18 protein-coding genes are annotated in these 22,036 nt (G+C 67.4%); 7 read left to right on the top strand and 11 right to left on the bottom strand.

The window, feature by feature from the left end; all coding sequences use genetic code 11:
- Positions 1–89 precede the first annotated feature (89 nt).
- Together ftsZ and lpxC are read left to right on the top strand one after the other, a co-directional pair.
- Positions 90–1,277: a cell division protein FtsZ gene (ftsZ, locus tag ASG75_RS07835; RefSeq protein WP_056387554.1), complete on the top strand. Its 1,188-nt coding sequence runs from the start codon at positions 90–92 to the stop codon at positions 1,275–1,277.
- Between the two features lie 460 nt (positions 1,278–1,737).
- Positions 1,738–2,652, top strand: coding sequence for a UDP-3-O-acyl-N-acetylglucosamine deacetylase (lpxC, locus tag ASG75_RS07830; RefSeq protein WP_056387551.1), 915 nt, complete (start codon positions 1,738–1,740; stop codon positions 2,650–2,652).
- Between the two features lie 181 nt (positions 2,653–2,833).
- On the opposite strand, the gene ASG75_RS07825 is transcribed toward lpxC, so the two are convergent.
- Positions 2,834–3,316, bottom strand: coding sequence for a DUF721 domain-containing protein (locus tag ASG75_RS07825; RefSeq protein WP_056387549.1), 483 nt, complete (start codon positions 3,314–3,316; stop codon positions 2,834–2,836).
- 27 nt (positions 3,317–3,343) lie between these two features.
- Between ASG75_RS07825 and ASG75_RS07820 the strand changes: the two genes are divergently transcribed.
- Together ASG75_RS07820 and secA are read left to right on the top strand one after the other, a co-directional pair.
- Positions 3,344–4,273, top strand: coding sequence for a M23 family metallopeptidase (locus ASG75_RS07820; protein ID WP_056387545.1), 930 nt, complete (start codon positions 3,344–3,346; stop codon positions 4,271–4,273).
- A 194-nt stretch (positions 4,274–4,467) separates the two neighbouring features.
- A complete protein-coding gene (gene secA / locus ASG75_RS07815) occupies positions 4,468–7,209 on the top strand; it encodes a preprotein translocase subunit SecA (RefSeq protein ID WP_056387542.1) in 2,742 nt (913 codons plus the stop codon).
- Positions 7,210–7,281: 72 nt separating this feature from the next.
- On the opposite strand, the gene ASG75_RS07810 is transcribed toward secA, so the two are convergent.
- The 9 genes from ASG75_RS07810 to ASG75_RS07770 form a co-directional block, all read right to left on the bottom strand.
- Positions 7,282–8,133, bottom strand: a complete 852-nt coding sequence (locus tag ASG75_RS07810) for a symmetrical bis(5'-nucleosyl)-tetraphosphatase (protein WP_056387537.1) — start codon at positions 8,131–8,133, stop codon at positions 7,282–7,284.
- A gap of 15 nt (positions 8,134–8,148) precedes the next feature.
- Entirely contained in the window at positions 8,149–8,532 is a 384-nt protein-coding gene (gene apaG / locus ASG75_RS07805) for a Co2+/Mg2+ efflux protein ApaG (RefSeq protein ID WP_056387533.1), read from the bottom strand.
- 66 nt (positions 8,533–8,598) lie between these two features.
- On the bottom strand, positions 8,599–9,387 hold the full coding sequence (rsmA, locus tag ASG75_RS07800; protein ID WP_056387530.1) for a 16S rRNA (adenine(1518)-N(6)/adenine(1519)-N(6))-dimethyltransferase RsmA: 789 nt from the start codon (positions 9,385–9,387) through the stop codon (positions 8,599–8,601).
- A 51-nt stretch (positions 9,388–9,438) separates the two neighbouring features.
- On the bottom strand, positions 9,439–10,443 hold the full coding sequence (gene pdxA, locus ASG75_RS07795; RefSeq protein ID WP_056387527.1) for a 4-hydroxythreonine-4-phosphate dehydrogenase PdxA: 1,005 nt from the start codon (positions 10,441–10,443) through the stop codon (positions 9,439–9,441).
- Positions 10,444–10,458: 15 nt separating this feature from the next.
- Complete coding sequence (locus tag ASG75_RS07790; protein ID WP_056387523.1) at positions 10,459–11,799, bottom strand: peptidylprolyl isomerase; 1,341 nt, start codon at positions 11,797–11,799, stop codon at positions 10,459–10,461.
- A gap of 36 nt (positions 11,800–11,835) precedes the next feature.
- Positions 11,836–14,217 (bottom strand): LPS assembly protein LptD, encoded by a 2,382-nt coding sequence (lptD, locus tag ASG75_RS07785; RefSeq protein WP_056387520.1) that lies wholly within the window; start codon positions 14,215–14,217, stop codon positions 11,836–11,838.
- 149 nt (positions 14,218–14,366) lie between these two features.
- On the bottom strand, positions 14,367–15,287 hold the full coding sequence (locus tag ASG75_RS07780) for a histone deacetylase family protein (RefSeq protein ID WP_056387518.1): 921 nt from the start codon (positions 15,285–15,287) through the stop codon (positions 14,367–14,369).
- 9 nt (positions 15,288–15,296) lie between these two features.
- A complete protein-coding gene (locus ASG75_RS07775) occupies positions 15,297–15,866 on the bottom strand; it encodes a cob(I)yrinic acid a,c-diamide adenosyltransferase (RefSeq protein WP_056387515.1) in 570 nt (189 codons plus the stop codon).
- A gap of 9 nt (positions 15,867–15,875) precedes the next feature.
- Positions 15,876–16,472: a hypothetical protein gene (locus ASG75_RS07770; RefSeq protein WP_056387512.1), complete on the bottom strand. Its 597-nt coding sequence runs from the start codon at positions 16,470–16,472 to the stop codon at positions 15,876–15,878.
- An 86-nt stretch (positions 16,473–16,558) separates the two neighbouring features.
- Here ASG75_RS07770 and ubiH point away from each other — a divergent pair, with 86 nt between their 5' ends.
- Genes ubiH through ASG75_RS07755 form a run of 3 tightly spaced genes read left to right on the top strand, consistent with a single transcriptional unit; the run spans position 16,559 to position 19,851 of the window.
- Complete coding sequence (ubiH, locus tag ASG75_RS07765; protein ID WP_056387507.1) at positions 16,559–17,788, top strand: 2-octaprenyl-6-methoxyphenyl hydroxylase; 1,230 nt, start codon at positions 16,559–16,561, stop codon at positions 17,786–17,788.
- Positions 17,785–18,996, top strand: a complete 1,212-nt coding sequence (locus tag ASG75_RS07760; RefSeq protein WP_056387505.1) for a UbiH/UbiF/VisC/COQ6 family ubiquinone biosynthesis hydroxylase — start codon at positions 17,785–17,787, stop codon at positions 18,994–18,996. The genes ubiH and ASG75_RS07760 overlap by 4 nt, the downstream gene beginning before the upstream one ends.
- A gap of 60 nt (positions 18,997–19,056) precedes the next feature.
- Positions 19,057–19,851, top strand: a complete 795-nt coding sequence (locus ASG75_RS07755; protein WP_056387503.1) for a dienelactone hydrolase family protein — start codon at positions 19,057–19,059, stop codon at positions 19,849–19,851.
- Between the two features lie 608 nt (positions 19,852–20,459).
- Here the strand turns inward: ASG75_RS07755 and ASG75_RS07750 are convergent.
- Positions 20,460–21,920: a GTPase gene (locus ASG75_RS07750; protein WP_056387500.1), complete on the bottom strand. Its 1,461-nt coding sequence runs from the start codon at positions 21,918–21,920 to the stop codon at positions 20,460–20,462.
- Positions 21,921–22,036: the final 116 nt, after the last annotated feature.

Raw genomic sequence — 22,036 nt, 5'->3', positions numbered from 1 at the left:
ACGGGCAGAAGGACGTTCGCCCACCACCACGGACCGACAGGAGTCGCGCTCCATGGTTACAACGACAACAACTCTACGGAGGACGGGAAATGTTTGAACTGATTGATAAACTCGCACCCAATGCAGTCATCAAAGTGATCGGCGTGGGCGGCGGCGGCGGCAATGCCGTGGCACACATGTTGAATGCCAACATCGAAGGCGTGGAGTTCATCGTCGCCAACACCGACGCGCAGGCGATGACTACCTGCGGCTCGCGCACCCATTTGCAACTCGGTGGCAACGTGACCAAGGGTCTCGGCGCCGGCGCGAATCCCGAGGTCGGCCGGCAGGCCGCGCTGGAGGATCGCGAACGGATCGAGGCGATGCTCGAAGGCGCCGACATGGTGTTCATCACCGCCGGCATGGGCGGCGGCACCGGTACCGGCGCGGCGCCGGTGGTGGCCCAGCTGGCCAAGGAAAAGGGCATCCTCACCGTGGCGGTGGTGACCAAGCCGTTCCCGTTCGAGGGCCGGCGGCGCATGCAGGTGGCATTGAAGGGCATCGAGGATCTGCAGCAGCACGTCGACTCGCTGATCACCGTGCCGAACGAGAAGCTGCTCAGCGTGCTCGGCCGTGACGTCACCTTGCTGAATGCGTTCAAGGCTGCCAACGACGTGCTGCAGGGCGCCGTGCAGGGCATTGCCGACCTGATCACCGCCCCTGGCCTGATCAACGTCGACTTCGCCGACGTGCGCACCGTGATGTCGGAGATGGGTCTGGCGATGATGGGCTCGGGCACCGCCCGCGGCGACGACCGTGCCCAGGCGGCGGCCGAGGCGGCGATCAAGAACCCGCTGCTGGAGGACGTCAACCTCAACGGCGCCTGCGGCATCCTGGTCAACGTCACCGCCGGTCCGAACCTGACCATGCGTGAGTTCGACGAGATCGGCCGTATCATCCACGACTTCGCCAGCGAAGACGCCACCGTGGTGATGGGCACCTCGCTCGATCCGGAAATGAAGGACGACGTACGCGTCACCGTGGTCGCCACCGGCCTCAACCGGGCGATGGCGTCGCGCCAGCAGCCGCCGATCCGCATGGTCGAGACCCAGCAGGTGCAGATGCGCCCGCGCCCGGTGGTGCTGCGTACCGGTACCGGCAACGAGGTAGTGGACTATGCGCAGCCGGACATGACGGTCAGTCACAGCCGTGCGGAACCCGTGGCGCCGGCGAAGCATGCCGAGCCGGGCTTCGATTACCTGGACATTCCGGCGTTCCTGCGCCGCCAGGCCGACTGAGGGCAGGCTGACTTCTGGCAGGTTGCACAAGTTAAGGAGATGCGAAAGTATTGAACGAACGCCCGTTGGGTCGGTCACTACTCCCGTTGTGCCGTGCCGGCTGCCGCCCAGCCGTATCGCACGGGTGGATGGGAAGTGATGAAGGCCGGTCGCGCTCGGGCAGGCCGTTCGCAGAGGTGCAGCACAAGACTGTGCGTCGGGACGACGCACGGCCAGCCGTCGCGGATTTGCCGTGGCGGCCGGCCCGATGCCCCGTGCCGGATTCCCGTCCCAGGCGCGGGGCGTCGTGTCGAATCCCTGGTTTCACAAAGAAAACCGCAACGGACGCCGATCGCCTCCAAGGATGAAAGAAACATGAAGGCTTAATCAGACTGTACGGTACGGTTTGCTTTTATCACAGGTTAAAACTGTGTTAGCATCCGCTCCTGATTGGCTGCTGCCTACACAGGTACCAACTACAATGATCAAGCAGCGTACGCTTAAGAATGTCATCCGGGCGACCGGCGTCGGCCTGCATACGGGTGACAAGGTGTACATGACCTTGCGTCCCGCGGCGCCGAATACCGGCATCGTATTCCGCCGTACGGATCTCGATCCGCCGGTGGATATCCGCGCTCGCCAGGACAATGTCGGCGATACCCGGCTGTCGACCACGCTGGTCAACGGCGACGCCCGCGTCTCCACGGTCGAGCATCTGCTCTCGGCGATGGCGGGCCTGGGCATCGACAACGCCTATGTCGACCTCTCCGCGCCGGAAGTGCCGATCATGGACGGCAGCGCCGGTCCGTTCGTCTTCCTGCTGCAGTCTGCCGGCATCGAAGAGCAGAACGTGGCCAAGCGCTTCATCCGCATCAAGAAGCCGGTGAAGGTGCAGGAAGGCGACAAGTGGGCCAGCTTCGAGCCGTTCGAGGGCTTCAAGGTCGGCTTCTCGATCGACTTCAACCACCCGATCATCAGCCAGCGCACCTCGCGTGCCGAGATCGACTTCTCCACCACGTCCTTCGTCAAGGAAGTGAGCCGCGCACGCACGTTCGGCTTCATGCGCGACATCGAGATGCTGCGCGAGCACAACCTGGCGCTGGGCGGCTCGATGGACAATGCGGTGGTGCTGGACGACTACCGCGTGCTGAACGAGGACGGCCTGCGTTACGAGGACGAGTTCGTCAAGCACAAGATCCTCGACGCGATCGGCGATCTGTACCTGCTCGGCCACAGCCTGATCGGCGCGTACCACGCGCACAAATCCGGCCATGAGTTGAACAACAAGCTGCTGCGCACGCTGATGGCCGATGCCTCGGCGTGGGAAGAGGTCAGCTACCAGGACGACCCGGCCACCTCGCCGATCTCCTACGCCCATCCGGCACAGGCGATCTGAGCCGAAGTCCGTCCCTTTACCAGCCCTTCAACGAAAACGGCCGTGTCGCGAGACATGGCCGTTTTTTGTGGTGAGCATCACATTTCCCCCGCGTTGCGCTTCACGTCTCCATGACATCGGGGGTTATTCCTTAACAAACTGCATGCTATAAACCCATCTCCGGTAAACGGAGTGGCGCAAGTCAGTCCGTACCGGGCACGGGGGAATCAGCGGTTTCGGCGAAGGACGCCAGCTCAAGGAACAGTGCCCGCAATTCGGGGTCTGTGAATGACGCGGCGGCGGCCCTGAGGTGGGCGGCGGCGGCAGGCGAAAGCGGTTTCGACCGGTCCGGCGCCATGGCGACCACCGGTGGGGGGACCACTTTCACGGTGACTGAACTGGCGCAGGTGCCGATGGCATGTGCGGCGGCAAGGATTTGCGTCTGCATCAAGCGCAGACGCGATGCCCAGCCCGGTGAAGACGCCAGGAAGACGAGGCGGTCGTTGCGCAGGTTGGCGAATCTCACCTGCTCGCGCAACGGCGATGGCAACGTCTGGCGCAGTGCGCGGTCCAGCGCTTCCAGCGCACCGGCCTTTCGGGCCAGTGTCGCGAAGGAGCCGCAGTCGACGAGGGACTTCGGTCCGTTGCCGGTGCGGCGGGAAGTGGCCGGGTTGGCGCGCTGCATGGTGCCGGAATTCGATCTTGGAAAGACATGCAAATCATACTCGTATCACGTGCCAGGAAATTGCCGAAAACTCTTGACCTGGCGGACCGCCGCCTGCGTTGGAAACTGTTTTCGGCGGCCTCGCTGGCGGTACTCGGTTGCATGGGGGTCGGCGTGGCACTGGCCGTGCTGGTGGCCAGTCCGCGCGACCGGGCGCTGGCCGAGATCCGTGACCTGCAGCAGCAGATCCAGCAACAGAACACCCAACTGGGCGGCGTGCGCCAGGATGCCCAGCGTGGCCTCGATGCGCTGGCCGTGAAACTGGGCCAGTTGCAGGCCCAGTCGACCCGTCTGAACGCCCTGGGCGAACGGCTGGCCGAGGTCGGCAAGCTCGACGACGGCGAATTCGATTTCGACCAGCAGCCGGCGGTGGGCGGCATTGAGGACGCCGGCAGCAGCGCCTATGCGCTGCCGCCTGTGCTGGACAACAGCATCAACCAGTTGGCCAGCCAGTTCGACCGGCAGCAGGCGCAGTTGTCGGCGCTGCAGAGCCTGTTGCTGGACGCCAAGATCGAGTCGAACCTGAAGCCGACCGGGATGCCGGTGCCGGGCTACATCTCCTCCTATTTCGGCGTGCGTGCGGACCCGTTCGATGGCCACTCGGCGCGGCATACCGGCATCGATATCTCGACCCCGCTCGGCACGCCGGTGCATACCGTGGCCGAAGGCATGGTGACCTTTGCCGGGGTGCGCAGCGGCTATGGCAACGTGATCGAGATCGACCACGGCAACGGCTACATGACCCGCTATGCGCACAACAGTGCGTTGGTGGCGCATCCGGGCCAGCATGTGCAGGTCGGCGACGTGATCGCCCGGGCTGGCTCCACTGGCCGCTCCACCGGGTCGCACGTGCATTTCGAGGTCTGGTACGACGGCCGCGTGGTCAATCCGCTGGCGTTCGTGCGCAACCACCGCTGACCCGGGCCCCGGCGGCCCGGAGTCCCTTGAATCCCGCCGCGGCCGGCGCCATTCAGGACGGCGGGATCGGCAAGGCTTGAGCGGTCGTATCCCGGCAGGGCAGGCCTTCACGGGCGATGCCCTGTTGGCATGTAGTAACATGCCCGATTGGCCCGCGCCTGCAGCGGGCATTTCACTCCCAACCCGGAAGATCGATGTTCAATCGTGCCCTGACGAGCCTGTTTGGTAGCCGCAACGAGCGCGTATTGCGCCAGCTTTCCAAGAGCGTTAACCGCATCAATGCGCTGGAGCCCGAATTCGAAAAACTGAGCGATGACGCCCTGCGTGGCAAGACCGACGAGTTCAAGCAGCGCATTGCCGGCGGCGATTCGCTGGACAAGCTGCTGCCGGAGGCGTTTGCGGTGGTCCGCGAGGCAGCCAAACGCACCCTGGGCATGCGCCATTACGACGTGCAGATGATCGGCGGCATGGTGCTGCATCAGGGCAAGATCGCCGAGATGCGCACCGGCGAAGGCAAGACCCTGGTCGGCACGCTGCCGGTCTATCTCAACGCACTCGCCGGCAAGGGTGTGCACGTGGTCACCGTCAACGACTACCTGGCTCGGCGCGACTCCGCGCAGATGGGCAAGCTGTACAGCTTCCTCGGCCTCAACGTGGGCGTGGTGTATCCGGGCATGGATCACGCCGACAAGAACGCGGCCTACGCTGCCGACATCACCTACGGCACCAACAACGAATTCGGTTTCGACTACCTGCGCGACAACATGGCGTTGAGCAAGGAACAGCGCTACCAGCGCGGCCTGAACTACGCGATCGTCGACGAAGTCGACTCGATCCTGATCGACGAGGCGCGCACCCCGCTGATCATTTCCGGCCCGGCCGAGGATTCCCCGCAGCTGTACCTCGCGGTGAACAAGATCGTGCCGCAGATGGTCCGCCAGACCGAGGAAGACGGCGAAGGCGATTATTGGGTCGACGAGAAGCAGAAACAGGTGCACCTGTCCGAGGCGGGCATGCAGCATGCTGACGAGCTGCTGCGCGCGACTGGCGTGATCGATCAGGACAGCGGCCTGTACGACTCCAAGAACCTGGCGGTGGTGCATCACCTCAATGCCGCGCTGCGCGCCAACGGCATCTACCAGCGCGACGTGGATTACATCGTGCGCGACGGCGAAGTGATCATCGTCGACGAATTCACTGGCCGCACCCTGGCCGGCCGGCGCTGGTCGGACGGCCTGCATCAGGCGGTCGAGGCGAAGGAGGGCGTGCCGATCCAGCGCGAGAACCAGACGCTGGCGACGGTGACGTTCCAGAACCTGTTCCGCATGTACAAGAAGCTGGCCGGCATGACCGGCACGGCCGACACCGAGGCGTTCGAGTTCCAGAGCATCTACGGCCTGGAGGTGGTGGTGATTCCCACCCACAAGCCGATGATCCGCAAGGACAACCCGGACATGATCTTCCTCGCGCAGGATCCGAAATACCGTTCGGTGATCGAGGACATCCGGGACTGCCACAAGCGTGGTCAGCCGGTGCTGGTCGGCACCACCTCGATCGAGGTGTCCGAACTGCTGTCCGGCCTGTTGACCAAGGCCGGCGTGGTGCATGAGGTGCTCAACGCCAAGCAGCACGAGCGCGAGGCGCACATCGTGGCCCAGGCCGGCGCGCCCGGCCAGGTCACCATCGCCACCAACATGGCTGGCCGCGGTACCGACATCGTGCTGGGCGGCAGCCTGGAAGCGGCCCTGGCCGAATTGCCGGCGGACGCCAGCGAGCTGGATCGTCAGCGCGTCAAGAGCGAGTGGACGGTATTGCACGAACGGGTGGTCGCGGCCGGCGGCCTGCACATCATCGGCACCGAGCGGCACGAGTCGCGCCGCATCGACAACCAGCTGCGCGGCCGTTCCGGCCGCCAGGGCGACCCGGGTTCCTCGCGCTTCTACCTGTCGCTGGAAGACAACCTGCTGCGCATATTCGGCGGCGAAGGCTTGGTGCGCTGGATGAAGCGCTTCGGCATGAAGGACGACGACGCGCTGGAAGATCGCATGATCAGCCGGCAGATCGAGAAGGCGCAGCGCAAGGTCGAGCAGCACAACTTCGACATCCGCAAGCACCTGCTGGAGTTCGACGATGTCGCCAATGACCAGCGCAAGGTGATCTATGGCCAGCGTGATGAACTGCTCGAGGGCGACGAGGTGTCGGCCACCGTCGCCGACATCCGCGAGGATGTGGTGCAGACGATGGTGCGCGCGTATGTGCCGGACGACAGCATCGACGACCAGTGGGATCTGGCCGGCCTCGATCGCGAACTGGAAAGCGAGCTCGGCCTGTCGCTCGACCTCAAGAACTGGATCGAGCAGCAGCAGGAGGTCGATGCCAGGATGATCCTCGAACACGTGCGCGGCGCGGTGAACGGGCTGTTCGAGGCGAAGGAGGCGCAGATCGGCGGCGACACCATGCGCCAGCTGGAAAAGCACGTCATGCTCACCGTGGTCGACAACGCCTGGAAGGATCACCTGGCCAGCATGGACTACCTGCGCCAGGGCATCTATCTGGTCGGTTATGCGCAGCAGGATCCGAAGCAGGCGTTCAAGCGCGAGTCGTTCAAGCTGTTCTCCGAGATGCTCGAACGGATCAAGGCCGAAGTGACCCAGATGCTGGCGCGGATCCGCATTCGCAGCGAGGAGGAAGTGGCCGCCATGGAGGCCGAGCAACGGCGCCTGGCCGAGCGTCTGCAGAAGCAGATGCAGGCGAGCGGTGGCGGCGCTCCGCCGGCCGGCGCGTTCGGTGGCGGCGAGGCGGAGGCGCCGGTCGGTGCCGGCATGCGCCTGGCGCAGCAGCCGGCGCAGCATGACGGCCCCAAGGTCGGCCGCAACGATCCGTGTCCGTGCGGTTCGGGCAAGAAGTACAAGCACTGCCACGGCCAGCTTGCCTGAGCCATTCCGGCCGTCATGAAAAACCCCGCTGCGGCGGGGTTTTTCATGAATGCGAATTCGATACGCGGTGAATCAGTCCTCGGCGCCGGGCGGCCGCTTGCGATGCGGTTCGGCGTTGACCGCGATGTACTGCGGCTCCTCGCCGTCCAGCCGCAGTGCGGTGAGTTGCCCGCCCCAGACGCAGCCGGTGTCGATCGCGTGCACGCCGAGTCCGGCGAAGCGGCCCAGCGCCGACCAGTGGCCGCAGACGATGCGGGTATCGCGCCGGCGCATGCCGGGCACTTCGAACCACGGGTACAGCCCCGCCTTCTGAGTGCCGGGGACGCCCTTCGCCTCGAAGTCGATGCGGCCGTTGACGTCGCAGTAGCGCATCCGGGTCATCGTGTTGATGGTGGCGCGCTGGCGGTCCAGCCCTTGCAGCCGGCTGGACCATACCGCCGGCCGGTTGCCGAACAGGTTGCGCAGCAGGCGCGGATGACGCGGACTGGACAGCTCGCGCTCGACGTCCTCGGCGGATCTCTGGGCCTGCCGCAGCGTCCACATCGGCGCGAGGCCGGCGTGCACCATCGTCCAGTTGAGCTGCTCGTCGTGGTGCAGCAGTTTCTGCGAGCGCAGCCATTCGAACAGCACCGGCGCGTCGTCGGCGAACAGCACTTCGCGCAGTTCGGGATTCACCCGCGCCTGCGCATCGGGCCGGCGCTGGGCGATCGCCAGCAGGCTGAGGTCGTGGTTGCCCAGGGTGACCACGCTGGACTCGCGCAGGCCGTGGATCAGCCGCAGCGTGTCCAGCGACTGGCCGCCGCGGTTGACCAGGTCGCCGCAGAACCACAACTGGTCCTGCGCCGGGTCGAAGCGCAGCTTGTCGAGCAGGCGTTGCAATTCGGGATAGCAGCCCTGCACGTCGCCGATCGCGTACGTAGCCATGTCAGCGCAGGGCCATCAGTGCAGCGTACGCGGAATGGACAGGGTGAAGGTCGGGATGGGGGCGTCGAACTCCGTACCGTCGTCGGCCAGCATCTGGTAGCTGCCGCCCATGGTGCCGACCGGGGTTTCCAGCACCGCGCCGGAGGTGTATTCGAAATCGTCGCCGGGCCGCATCCACGGCTGCTCGCCGACCACGCCTTCGCCGGTTACTTCCTCCACCTTGCCGTTGGCGTCGGTGATCATCCAGCGGCGGGTGAGCAGGCGTGCGGGCATCTTGCCGGCGTTGCGCAGGGTTATGGTGTAGGCGAAAACGTAGCGATTGTCACCGGGCTTCGATTGGTCGGGGACGAAGCGGGTTTCGACCTGCACGTCGATCGTGTAGGAAGATTTTTCAGTCATGGCCGGATTGTAAGGCCTGTCGCCACGAATGGGGCAAAGCGGCCACGATCGGGCGCCGCTTCTTCGTCAGAGAGCGCCGTAGACCTTGGCCAGGCGCACGAAGTCGGCTGGGGCAAGGGTTTCGGCGCGCGCTTTCGGATCGACGTCGGCGCGGCGGATCGCGTCGGCGTCGAGCAATTGCCTCAGCGCATTGGCCAGCGTCTTGCGCCGCTGCCCGAACGCGGCCTTGACCACGGCGTAGACGTGCCCGGGCTGCGCATCGTGCAGCTCGACGGCCGGCAGCGGCAACAATCGCACCACCGCGGATTCCACCTTCGGTGACGGGCGGAATGCTTCCGGCGGCACGTCGAACAGCGGCTCGACCCGGCACGCCAGCTGCAGCATCACCGACAGCCGGCCGTACACCTTGCTGCCCGGCTCGGCGGCCATGCGCTCGACCACTTCCTTCTGCAGCATGAAGTGCATGTCCTGGATCGCCGCGGCGTGATCGAGGCAATGGAACAGGATCGGGCTGGAGATGTAGTACGGCAGGTTGCCGGCGATGCGCAGCCGCGGCACGCCGTGGCTGTGCGCCAGCGCGCTGAAGTCCACCCTCAGCACGTCGGCGTGGATGATGTGCAGCTCGCCCGCGGTGGCGGCACGCGCCTGCAGGGCGGGGATCAGGTCGGTGTCCAGCTCGATCGCGGTGAGCTTGCCGGCCGCGGCCAGCAGCGGCAGGGTCAGCGCGCCTTCGCCGGGGCCGATCTCGACCACGAAATCCTCCGCCCGCGGCGCCACCGCGCTGACGATGCGGTCGATGTAACGCCGGTCGTGCAGGAAGTGCTGGCCGAAGCTTTTCTTGGGGCGCGCGTTCATGGGGCAGGAGTCAGTGGGCAGAAGTGAGAAACGAGTTGGCGGTCTTCGCTTTTACTCATTTCTCTCTCCACTCTGCTCGTTTCTGCGCCGGACCAGCGTGAGCGCCATGTTCGCCGCGGCGATCAGGCTGGCCGGGTCGGCGGTGCCGGTACCGGCGAGATCCAGTGCGGTGCCGTGGTCGACCGAGGTACGGATGAACGGCAGGCCGAGGGTGAGGTTCACGGTACGGTCGAACGCCTCGCTCTTCAGCACCGGCAGCGCCTGGTCGTGGTACATCGCCAGCACCGCATCGTAGCGCGCGCGCTGCGCCGGCACGAACGCGGTGTCGGCGGGCAGCGGGCCGAGCAGGTGCATGCCTTCGCCGCGCAACGCGTTCAATACCGGGATCAGCGTGTCGATTTCCTCGTGGCCGAGGTGACCGCCTTCGCCGGCATGCGGGTTGAGGCCGAGCACCGCGATGCGCGGCTCGGCGATGCCGAACTTGCGCTGCAGCTCGGCATGCACGATGCGCAGCGTGCGGGTCAGCGCAGCCGGCGTGATCGCCGCCGATACCGCCGCCAGCGGCAGGTGGGTGGTGGCCAGCGCCACCCGCAGTTCCGGGCTGGCCAGCATCATCACCACGTCGGCGTGCGCGCGTTCGGCGAAGAATTCGGTGTGCCCGCTGAAACGGATGCCGGCGTCGTTGATCGAGGATTTCTGCAGCGGCGCGGTGACCACCGCGTCGTAACGCCCGGCCATGCAGCCGTCGGCGGCCTCGGCCAGCGTGTCCAGCACGTGCCGGGCGTTGCGCGGGTCGGGCTGGCCGGGTACTTCGTCGATGGCCAGCGGGGTGTGGCGCACGCGCAGCGTGCCGGGACGGCGCGTAGCTTGTGTGCTGCCATCGTCATCGACCAGCTCGATGGCCAGGCCGCAGCGTGAGGCCGCGCGCTGCAGCACGGCGCGGTCGGTGATCGCCACCAGACTCGCGGCCAGCGGCGTGGCGGCCAGGCGGATCAGCAGTTCGGGGCCGATGCCCGCCGGCTCGCCCGCAGTGAGCGCGAGCCGGGGCAGTGGCATGGCGTCCAACCGCCTTTACGGCGAACTGGCGGCAGCCTGGTCGTCCGCGTCGCGCAGCTCGGGCACCAGGATGTCGACGTAGGCGTTGGAGCGCAGGTCGCGCAGGTAGTCGTCGTAGGCTTGTTCGGACTTGCGCGTGCCGATGGCCTGGCGCGCCTGGTCACGTTCGATCTGCGTGGTCTGGTCGCTCTGGCGCTCGCCGAGCCGCTGCAGGATATGCCAGCCGGCTTCGCTCTGGAACGGCTGCGATACCTCGTTGTCCTTCAGCTGGCCCAGTTGCGTGGCGATGGTCTGGCCCCACGCCTGCTGCGGGAACCAGCCCATGTCGCCGCCGAGGTTGGCGGTGGTGTCGTCCTTGGAGTTTTCCTTCGCCAGGGTGGCGAAGTCCTCGTGCTTGTCGACGATGCGGTGGTACAGGTCCTGTGCCTTCTGCCCGGCCTGCGCCGGAGTCAGCAGTTCGCTCGGCTTGATCAGGATCTGCCGGGCGTGCAGCTCGGTGACCATCTTGCGGCTGCTCTGGCGCTGGTCGACCAGCTTGAGGATGTGGAAGCCGGTCGGGCCGCGCAACGCCGGGCTGACGTCGCCGGGCTTCATCGAGGCGATGGTGTCGGCGAACGCGGGCGGGATCTCGTCCAGCCGGCGCCAGCCGAGGTCGCCGCCCTCCAGCGCGTCGGGCGCGTCGGAGTAGCGGATCGCGGCGGCGTTGAAATCCATACCGCCGTGGATCGCCGCCAGCGCCTGCTCGGACTTGGCCTGGCTGGCCTGGATCGCCGCCGCGTCGGCGCCGCCGGGGATGCTGATCTGGATATGCGCCAGGTGCACTTCACCGGCCTTGTAGGTCGGGCTGCTGAGCAGGTTGTCGATCTCGCTGTCGGTGATCGAGACCGAGTCCTGCACCACGCTCTGGTGCAGCCGTTGCACGGTGATCTGGTCGGACAGCTGCTCGCGGAACGAGGCGAAGCTGGCGCCGCTGCGCTCCACCTCGGCACGCAGCTGCTCGGGGCTGAGCTTGTTCTGCTGGGCCACGCCCTGGATCGCCTGGTCGACGTCGGCATCGGACACGTGAATGCCCTGGTCCTGCGCCTTCTGGATCTGCAGCCGCATCAGCACCAGCCGGTTGAGCACCTGCTGCTGCAGCACGTTCATCGGCGGCAGTTGCTCGGTGTGACCGGCGTACTGCTGCTGCACCGAAAGCACGGCGTCGTTCAGCTCGCTCTGCAGGATCACGTCGTCGTTGACCACGGCCACGATGCGGTCCAGCGGCTGGCCGGCCGGCGCGGCCGGCGTCAGCAGCTGGGCGTGGGCGGGGAGCATGATCGCGAGCGCGAGCAGGAGAGATGCAAGGGATTGCTTCATCAGTGGACAGCCTGGGTCGCCGGGGCGAATGTGCGTTTATTGATAGCCGAGAATATCACGGCGCAGCAGTGGATCGATTTGGCCGCCGGTGGAACCCAGCCCCTTGAAAACCACCTCGAACAGGACGGCGTTGTCGCGCCGGTCGAGGTTGCTGCCCGTGGGAGCCGGTCCGAAGCCGTAGTAGCTCTGGTTCACGTAACTGCGCCCGACCAGCCGCAGCGACACGCAGCAGCTGTCGTATTCCACGCCCGCCAGCGCATCGACGCTCTGGCGGTCCTTCACCGAATAAGTCCATGAGCCCACCAGCCGCCAGCGTTCGGACACCGGGTAGACCACGGAAGCGCTGTATTGTTCCAGCAGGCCGCGGCGGTAGCGGTACGAGAAGTTGAAGATGCCATCGGTACGCAGGCGCCGCTGCAACTGCACTGCCGCCATGTCGGTGAGGCGGGTGTTCGGGCTCCACTGGTAGGCGCTGTTCAGGCGCCAGCGGTCGCTGAGCTGCACGTCGAGCTGGGCCACGTAGGCCGAGCGCACCCAGTCGGTGGCCAGCACTTTCTGCGGGCTGAAATAGTGGATCTGGCCGATGCTGGCCGACACCCGCTCGACACCGCTGTCGTCGAGCAGGCGGGTGGTGAGCGCCGCGGTGAGATTGTTCGCATCCATCTGCCGGTCGGCACCGGAGAACTGGTTGGTCGAGAACAGCTGCCAGTAGTCGAACGACATCACGTTGGTATCGAACAGCGGCAGGTTGTTCTGGTTGCGGTACGGCACGTACAGGTAGAACAGCCGCGGCTCCAGGGTCTGCGTGTAGCTGCTGCCGAACAGCGTGGTGCTGCGGTCGAACACCAGCCCGCTGTCGAGGCTGACGACCGGCAGCGAACGGCTCGGCGACTTCTGGTCGAACGGCGTGGTCGCGCCGCTGCCGAGCAACCCGCGGTAGCCGTAATCCTGATAGTCGCTGCCCAACTGGTAGGCGGTGTAGCGGTAAGCGAGGCGCGGCCGCACGAACCAGGCGGAGGTGCCGAAGTCGGCGGCCAGGTAGGGGTAGAGATCCTCGCGCTGGCCTTCGACGAAGCCGGTCTTGCGGAACGCCACCGCCGAGGTGTCCATGCCGAATTCAAGCCAGCGCGACAGCGGCACGTCCATGCCGAACTTCGCGTAGGGCAGCTGCTTGTACGGCAGGCCGCGGTCGGTGACGAACGGATTCACGTTCTGGTAGATGGTGCCGCCGAAGGAGGCGTTCCACCACTTGCCGCCGCCCACGACCGCGGCATTGGAACCCAGCGTATAGACCGTGGCGTGGGACAAGGCATCGCCGTAGTCGTACAGGTAGCTGCTGTCCGAAGCGTGGTTGTACGAACCCACGAGCTGCCAGCCTTGCCACAGCCGCGTGCGATCGGAGAACTTGACCAGGTAGCGCGAGTCGCCCTGGGTGTCGGTGAGGCCGTCGCTCTCGCCGTGGTCGTTCGGCACGTATTCCACGTTGAGCTGGCCGCGGCTGCCCGGCGTCAGATAACGGAACTCGCCGGCCAGCATCGCGCCGCGCTCGCTGTAGATGCGCGGGTCCAGCGTGGCGTCGTAGTTCGGCGCCAGGTTCAGGTAGTACGGCGTGCTGATCTCGTAGCCCGAGCGGCCGGTGTGGCCGATGGTCGGGTAGAGGAAGCCGCTCTTGCGGCGGTCGTCGACCGGGAAGCTGAAGTACGGCAAGTACAGGAACGGCACGTTGCCGAGCCGCATGGTGGCGCCGCGCGCCACGCCGACGCCGGTGGCCTGGTTGATGGTGATCGACTTGGCGCGGAACTCCCACAGGTGGTGACCGACGTCGCAGGTGGAATACGTGGCCATCGAATAACGGGCGTGCTGAGCGTCCAGCATGTGGCCCTGTTTGGCCACGCCGTTGCCGCGCGCATCGAGCATCTGATAACGCACGTCGTCGGCGATGCCGCGGCTGGCGTCGGTGTTGCCGCGCATGTGCGAGGCAGCCAGCAGCTGGCCGGCTTCCTGGTAGCGCACGTTGCCGCGGGCGTCGTAGTCGGTGTTCTCGTTGTTGTAGTCGATGCGCTCGGCCTGCAGCTGCTGGTCGGCACGTTGCAGCTTCACCTCACCGGACAGGTGGTAGACCGACTGGTTGGAGCTGTCCACGTGCTGCGCCTGCACCTGGGTCGGGCTGGTTTCGCGCAGGCTGGTGTCCTTGCTCAGGCTGGGGTCGTAGAACTCCAGCAGGGCATTGGGCCGGCACATCGCGTAGTTGAGTGGGCGCGGTGCACAGTGGAACGAACCCAGCGGACAGGCCAGGTCGGTCGGGTTCGCGGGACTTGCGGGGGAGATCTGGGCGTTGCTGGCGTCGGCCTGGCCGCCGAACACGGCAAGGGCGGCAGCAACCGCCAGCAGGCGGCGTGGAGGTAGCTTGGGCGTCACGGGGAATCTGCCGGCTTCGAAGGCTCGTTAAGCTAGCAGAAAGACCCCCCGGACGGCAGATAAACGTTTCCCGCTGCACGCCGGGATTCAGCATGGGCGAGCATTAAACGGGGAAATTCGATGCGCAATGTCGCGTGCAGCGCACGGTTTTACGCGATGAGAGCACTGACGTGCGCACTCACGCTGGCGGCCAGTGCGGCCAGGTCGTAGCCGCCTTCCAGAGTGGAGACCATCCGCCCGCTGGCGTGCGCGTCGGCCAGCGCCGCCAGGCGTTCGGTGATCCACGCGTAGTCTTCCTGGCCCAGCCGGATGTCGGCCAGCGGATCGTTGCGATGGGCGTCGAAGCCGGCCGAGATCAGCACCAACTGCGGCTTGAACGCATGCAGTCGCGGCAGCAACACGTTGTCCCACAGTTCGCGGAATTCATGCGAGCCGGCACCGGGCGACAACGTGCCGTTGACGATGTTGCCCACGCCGCGTTCGTCCTCGCGGCCGCTGTCCGGGTACAACGGCGACTGGTGGCTGGAGGCAAACAGCACGCGCGGCTCGCGTTCGAAGATGGCTTGGGTGCCGTTGCCGTGGTGCACGTCGAAGTCGGCGATCGCGACCCGCTTCAGGCCGTACGCGACCAGCGCGTGGGCGGCGCCCACCGCGATGTTGTTGAACAGGCAGAAGCCCATCGCCCGGTCGCGCGTGGCGTGGTGGCCGGGCGGGCGCACCGCGCAGAACGCACGCCGCGTCGTGCCGCCGAGCACCGCATCGACCGCGGCGACCACGGCGCCAGCCGCGCGCAGGGCTGCCTCGGTCGAGCCGGGGCCCATCACGGTGTCCTGGTCCAGGGCGAGCATATCGTCCGGCGGCGCACCGACCAGGACCTCCTCGACGTGGGCGGCGCTGTGCACGCGCAACAGCTGCTCGCGCGTGGCCGGCGGCGCCTCGATGCGATCGAGAGCGGCATAGCGGTCGTGGTCCAGCGCCTGCAGCACCGCGTGCAGCCGCGCCGGTCGCTCGGCGTGGCCCGGGCCGGGGTCATGTCGCAGGCAGGCGGGGTGGGTGTACAGCCGCAGCATGCGGCGGGCCTACTTCGTGGAAGGCTTGCGGCGGCGCTCGTGCTGCCACAGCACTTCGCCGTGGCCGCTGGCGCGGGCCAGCACGCGCGAGATCACGAACAGCAGGTCGGACAGCCGGTTCAAGTAGCGTTGCGGCTGGTTGCGGATGCCCTCCACTCGCGACAGCGCGATCACCTCGCGCTCGGCACGACGACACACGGTGCGCGCCAGATGGCCGCAGGCCGCGGCCATGCCGCCGCCGGGCAGGATGAATTCCTTCAATGGCGGCAGCGGTTCGTTGAGGGCGTCGAGGATGGTTTCCAGGCGGTCGATGTCGCTGTCCTCGACCATCGCCATGCCGGGGATGCACAACTCGCCGCCGAGGTCGAACAGGTCGTGCTGCACCTGGGTCAGCGCTTCGCGCACCTCGTCGCTGACGCCGTCGGCGGCCAGCAGCATGCCGATCGTGCTGTTGAGCTCGTCCACCGTGCCGTAGGCGTTGACCCGCAGCGAATCCTTGCCCACCCGCGAACCGTCGCCGAGGCCGGTGCTGCCGTCGTCGCCGGTGCGCGTGTAGATCTTCGAGAGCCGGTTGCCCATCGCGCCGGCTTAGTGGCTCAGGCCGGGCTGGCTGGAGCTGCGCAGGGTGCGTGCCAGCAACGTCACGCCCACGTGCAGCGCGGCGCCGATGCCTACATACAGTGCGGTGGTACCCAGGAACGGCAGGTACCAGTCGCCGAGGTTGGCGAACCAGCTGGCTGCGCTGCGCGGCAGCGGCACGCTGGCGCTGAGCCAGTAGAAGCTGCCGTTGGAGATCAGGTAGCAGACCGTCTCGCTGACTACCAGCGCCACCGCGGCCAGGCCCAGCGTGGGTAGGCGCAGGCCGGACTGGTGACGGGCCAGCCAGCTGCCGCCGAACCACAGCGCGCCGAGGTACGCCGGCATCGTCCAGTACGCCGGCGAGACGCAGTAGTGCGTCCAGAAGTTGAGGCCGGCGCCGGTAATCACGAAGAAGTCGACCAGCACCGCCTCGGCGATCAGCAGCGGAAACGCCCAGCGCGCGGAGCCGCGCAGCCAGAAGCCGGCCAGGAAGAACACGCCCCACGAAGCGTCGGGCAGCGCGCTGAAATGATGCAGGCGGGTGGCCGCCATCACCAGGGCCAGCATCAGGAAGATGCCGATGCGTTGGGTCTGCGTCTTGGCCATGGGGTGCTCCGTGTGGGGTCTGGACAGACCGCTAGTCTAGCCCAACGTGCCGCAACGCCGACAGCGCCAGCGCGTATTATCGGCGCATGAATGCCCCCGAATCCCCCGTCGTGAGCGAGTCTGGCGTGCTGATCGTCGGTGGCGGCCTGGTCGGCGCCAGTCTGGCGATCGCGCTGGATGCCGCCGGCATCGCCGCCACCCTGGTCGAGACCGCCGCACCGCGCGCCGACGCCCAGCCCAGCTACGACGAACGCAACCTGGCGCTGGCCCGTGCCACCGTCAACGGACTCGAGGCGATCGGCGTGTGGCGGCATGCCGCCGCCCGCGCCACGCCGATCAAGCACATCCATGTCAGTCGTGCCGGCGAGTTCGGCAGCGCGCGCATCGACGCCGACAGGCAGGGCGTCGACGCATTGGGCTGGACCCTGCCGGCGCGCGAACTCGGCGCGGCGCTGCTGCGTCGGCTGGACGAATGTACCCGGCTGACCCGGTTGGCGCCGGCCACCTTGTCCGCCCTGCAGCCGCTGGTCGGCGGCTGGCGTGCGCAGGTCGCCAGCGCCGACGGCGCGCGCAGCATCGACACGCCGCTGCTGGTCGGCGCCGACGGCACGCATTCGTTTGTGCGTGCGCAACTCGGCATCGATGCCGAACGGCATGACTACCGGCAAACCCTGTTCGTGTGCACGGTCACGCCGGAGCGCGATCACGCGAACCGCGCGTACGAGCGGTTCGCCGACGACGGTCCGGTCGCGCTGCTGCCGCTGGCCGAGCGCCGTTGCGGCTTGGTGCTCACGGTGCCCGCCGACGAGGCCGATGCCGTAGCCGCGCTGGACGATGCGGGTTTCATCGAACTGGCGCAGCGCCGTTTCGGCTGGCGCCTGGGTCGGCTCAGTCGGCCGGGCAAGCGTCATCCGTACGCGATTCACCGGGTCGCCGCCGCGCAGCTGACCGCGCCGCGCGCGGTGCTGGTCGGCAATGCCGCGCAGACCGTGCATCCGATCGGCGCGCAGGGTTTCAACCTGGGCCTGCGCGACGCGCTGACCCTGGCCGAGCTGGTGGCGGCCGCGCCCGATCCGGGCGCGGCTGGTCTGCTGGAACGCTACGCCGCGCGGCGCGCGCTGGATCGCGAAGGCACCATGACGATGAGCCACGGCCTGGTACGGCTGGCCTGCCTGCCGCAGCCGCTGCTGGCGCCGCTGCGCTCGCTGGCGTTGTTGGCTTGCGATCGGCTGCCGCTATTGCAGCGCGCGCTGGCGCGCCGCGGCATGGGTTTTCGCGGCGAGCCGCCGCTGGCGGTGCTGGAGCGCCTGCCATGAATGCTTCGCTGCAGGACATGCCTTCCCGCCGTCGCGCACCCGCGCTGGACGTGGCCGTGGTCGGCGGCGGCATGGTCGGCGCCGCCGCTGCGCTGGCGTTGGCACGGGCCGGTTTCAGCACCGCCTTGCTGGAGGCGCGCGCGCCGGCGGCATGGGACGCGAACGCCGAGGTGGACCTGCGCGTGGTCGGGCTGGCGCCGTCGTCGCTGGCCTTGCTCGACGAGTTGGGCGTCTGGACGTCCATTCGTGACGCTCGCGTCGGCCCGTATTCGCACATGCACGTATGGGACGCCGAAAGCGGTGCGGCGATCGACTTCGACGCGGCCAGCGAAGGCCGCGACCGGCTCGGCTACATCGTCGAGAACAACCTGGTGCAGTGGACGCTGTGGCAGGCGCTCGAAGTGGCCGGGGTGCGCCGCTTGTGTCCGGCCGAAGTGAAGGGCTTCGAGGCGCGCGAAGATCGCATCCAGCTCGAACTGGCCGATGGCGAAACCCTGGCTACCGGCCTGCTGGTGGCTGCGGATGGCGCCGCTTCGCCGCTGCGCCAGTTGGCCGGCATCGGTACGCGCGGCCGCGACTATGCACAGCGCGCGGTGGTGGCACACGTGGCCACCGAACGTCCGCATGAAGACACTGCGTGGCAGCGTTTCCTGCCCGGCGGGCCGCTGGCGCTGCTGCCGCTGGCCGACGGGCGCAGCTCGGTCGTGTGGTCGCTGCCCGAAGCCGAGGCGCGGCGTGTGCTGGCGCTGGACGAGCAGGCCTTCCTGGACGAGCTGGGCGTGGCCAGCGATTTTCAGCTGGGCCGGATCGTCGCCGCGACGCCACGTGCGGCGTTCCCGTTGAAATTGCAGCTGGCCGAGCGCTACCAGGCCGATCGTTTCGTGCTGCTGGGCGACGCCGCGCACGCGGTGCATCCGCTGGCCGGGCAGGGCGTCAACCTGGGCCTGCGCGACGTGATCGAGCTGCGCGACACGCTGGTCGACGCACGTGCGGCCGGCCGCGACATCGGAGCCGCGCATGTGCTGCGCCGTTACGCGCGCCGCCGGCGCAGCGCCGACACGCTGGACGCGCTGGGCTTCGACGCGCTGGCGCGCGTCTACGCGTGGCAGTCACCGGCGCTGGTCGCCGTGCGTGGCGTCGGCGTGCGTCTGCTCGATCGGCTCGCGCCGTTGAAGCGGAAACTCTCGGAACACGCTGCGGGACTTTAGTCTTTGCGCCTCTTCCTGCGTGCAGGGAGAGGGTGCCGCCAAACCACCGGAGGATTGACCATGCGTATCGCCCGACTTTTCTGTCTGTTGTTGCTGGCCGGTTCAAGTTTTGCCGCCCAGGCGAAGATGGTCCATCGCCCGGTCGAATGGACGCAGGATGGCACCCGCTTCCATAGCGTACTGGTCTACGACGACGCTTCGAGCGCGAAGCGACCGGGTCTGGTGATGGTGCCGAACTGGTACGGCATCAATGACGTGGCCGTAAAGAAGGCCGAAATGATCGCCGGCAAGGATTACGTGATCCTGCTCACCGACATGTACGGCGCCAGCGTGCGCCCGCAGCCGGGCAGCGCGTCGCAGGCGCAGGCAGCGGTGAAGCCGCTGTACGGCGACCGCGCGCTGATGCGCAAGCGCATCAACGTGGCGCTGGACCAGTTGAAGGCGCAAGCCGCGAACGCGCCGCTCGACGCGGCGAAGCTGGCCGCGATCGGCTTCTGCTTCGGTGGCTCGGCCGTGCTCGACCTGGCGCGCAGCGGCGCGGACGTTGCGGCGGTGGTGTCGTTCCATGGTGGCCTGGATACCGACAACCCGGCGCTGGCGAAAAATATCAAGGCACGCGTGCTGGCGATGAACGGCGCCGATGACAAGGGCACCATGCCGGACGCGGACAAGTTCATGGACGAGATGCGCATGAGCCCCGCCGACTGGCAGTTCGTGGTGATCGGCCACGCGGTGCACTGCTTCACCGAGGTCGGCGAGAACTCGCCCGGCTGCCGTTACGACGGACGCGCCGCCACCCGCAGCTACCGCCTGATGCACGACTGGCTTCGCGCGGCGTTCGCCGGCACGCCGTAGTTTTGCAGGACTCTCACGGAGACTTTCTGTGATCATGCAGAGTGCTGTTTGGTGTGGTTGCTGATAAGTCGAGAGCGAGGAGCTTTCGACCTCCTTCGGAGGCCGAGTTACTTTCTCTTTGCGTGGCCAAAGAGAAAGATAACCAAAGAGAAAGGCCACCCCGCTTGGCGCTTGCCGGGCTCCTGCCCGGCAAGTCCGTGAGTCGGGGCCGGGCTTTTCGAACGGGCATCCTGCCCGTGCGAAAAGGAACCGACATCCCTGTCGGTTCCCGCTGCGCGGCCTGTCGACCCCGCCTCACCGCCGCGCAAGGGACCCCGGGTAGAGCGGCGGGCGGGAGGAGGAAAAGCCCGAAGGGTGGCCGGCATGGATGCCGGCCAGTTTGGCGTCAGCACAGGATGTGCTGTCGACAAACCCCGTAACCCGACCGCGGACCTTGCGGGCAGGATGCCCGCAAGGCGCGCAAGCGGGGTGCCCCTCTCTTTGGTTACTTTCTCTCGGGCAAGCGAGAGAAAGTGACTCGGGCGCCGTAGGCGCACGAAAGCTCTTGAGCTTTTTTTCTTCCAGCCATGGAAGTGCAACCACCACATGCGCCATCGGAGCGATGCGCCTCATTCAGCGCGCTCGCGCACCGCTTCCATCGTCAGTGCAGCCAGCTGGCGCAGGCGGGTGCCGCCGGCGTCGGTGAGGAGTTCCTTGAGGCGGGCGCCGGCGTCGTCCTGATCGAGGCTGTGGCGTTCGGCCAGCGAGGCGGCCAGCGCGCGGCCCATCGAGTCGAAGATCAGTGCGTAGGCGAATGCGTGCAGCACGCCGCCGCCCAGGGTGCCGAGGCCGGGGAACGCCTTCAGCGCGTTGCCGGCGACGGCCAGCACGATCGAGCTGCCGGTGCGCAGGGTGAGCTTGGCCTGTTGCACGAAATCCTCGATCTGCACGTCGCTGACCTTGACGCCGTACAGTTCGGCGAGCGCGCGGGTGAGGCCGGTGGCGAGCACGCCCTGGATCACCAGGTCGCTGCCGGGCGCCACCGCGGCGAGCGCACCGACGATGGCGCGACGGGCGTACTTGCGTACGATGCGTTCGGCTTCCTCGGCGCGGGTGTGCGCTTCCAGCGTGCCGGTGCGTTGGTGCAGGCCGGCCAACACGGCGTTCTCGCGCAGATCTTCCAGGCCTTCGGCGCCGGGCGCGGTGAGTCGTTCGAGTGCCTGCAGCAGCGATTCGATCGCGGGCTTGCGTTGGCGCTCGACTGACTCGGTGCTGCCGTCGGCGAGCTGGCGCTGGTAGCGTTCGCTGCCGCCGGCGCTGATCGCCAGCACCACGCTGGCGATGCCGCGCGCGTGCCGGCGCAGGCGCGCCAGCAGTTGATCGAGTTCGCTGCTGCTCCATTGGTCGGCCTTGTTCAGCACCAGCAGCAGCGGCTTGCCGAAGTCGGCCAGCCAGCGCAATTCATTGGCCTGGCTGCGGTTGAGATCGCCGACACAGAGGTAGATCACGGCGTGCGCGCGCAGCGCTTCCTCGTGCGCCAGCGTTTCGTGCGCCTCGCCGCCGGCTTCGCGGCTGCCGGGCACGTCGGCCAGCACCAGCGTGCGGCCGTCCGGCAACTGGCCGTCATAATGGCCGACGGCGTGGGTGGTGCCGCCGCGTGCGTCGCTGGCGACCTGGGCGTGCGGCGCCAGCGCGCGGATCAGGCTGGACTTGCCGGTGGAGATTTCGCCGAACAGCGCGACGTAGACGCGTGCGCTGGCACGACGGCGATCGAGTTCGCCGAGTTCGGCTGCCAGCGCGCCGGTGTCGGCGCCGCGTTCGCGCAGCTGGCCGATGCGCTGTTCCAGGCTGCCGCGATCGGGCACCGGCAGCGGCAGGCGCTTGCGGCGCGGCCGCAGCAGCCACCACAGCACGCCGAGGCCGGCTGCGGCGAAGATCAGCAGCACGCCGCCAAGTGTCCACTGCAACCACGTCGGCAAATCCAGGAAACGCTGCGCCAGCGCCAGCGCGCGTTCGGCGGCGGCGAACAGCAGCCACAGCAGCGCGGCCATGGCTAACGCGGTGAACAGCAATCGCAGGCGTCGGGACATCCGCGCATTCTAGCCAGCTTCGTGTGGCCGGCCTTGCGCAGGCCGTGCTCGCGCCCGCGACGTGGTTTTGGCACTATCGTGCGCTGGGACGCGGCTTCGGCCGAGGCCGGCGCGGA

The organism is Rhodanobacter sp. Soil772, assembly GCF_001428385.1.
In the GTDB taxonomy this organism is placed as follows: Bacteria; Pseudomonadota; Gammaproteobacteria; order Xanthomonadales; family Rhodanobacteraceae; genus Rhodanobacter.
Note: the sequence above shows the minus strand (reverse complement) of the source record. Positions and strands in the feature narration are given on the sequence as shown.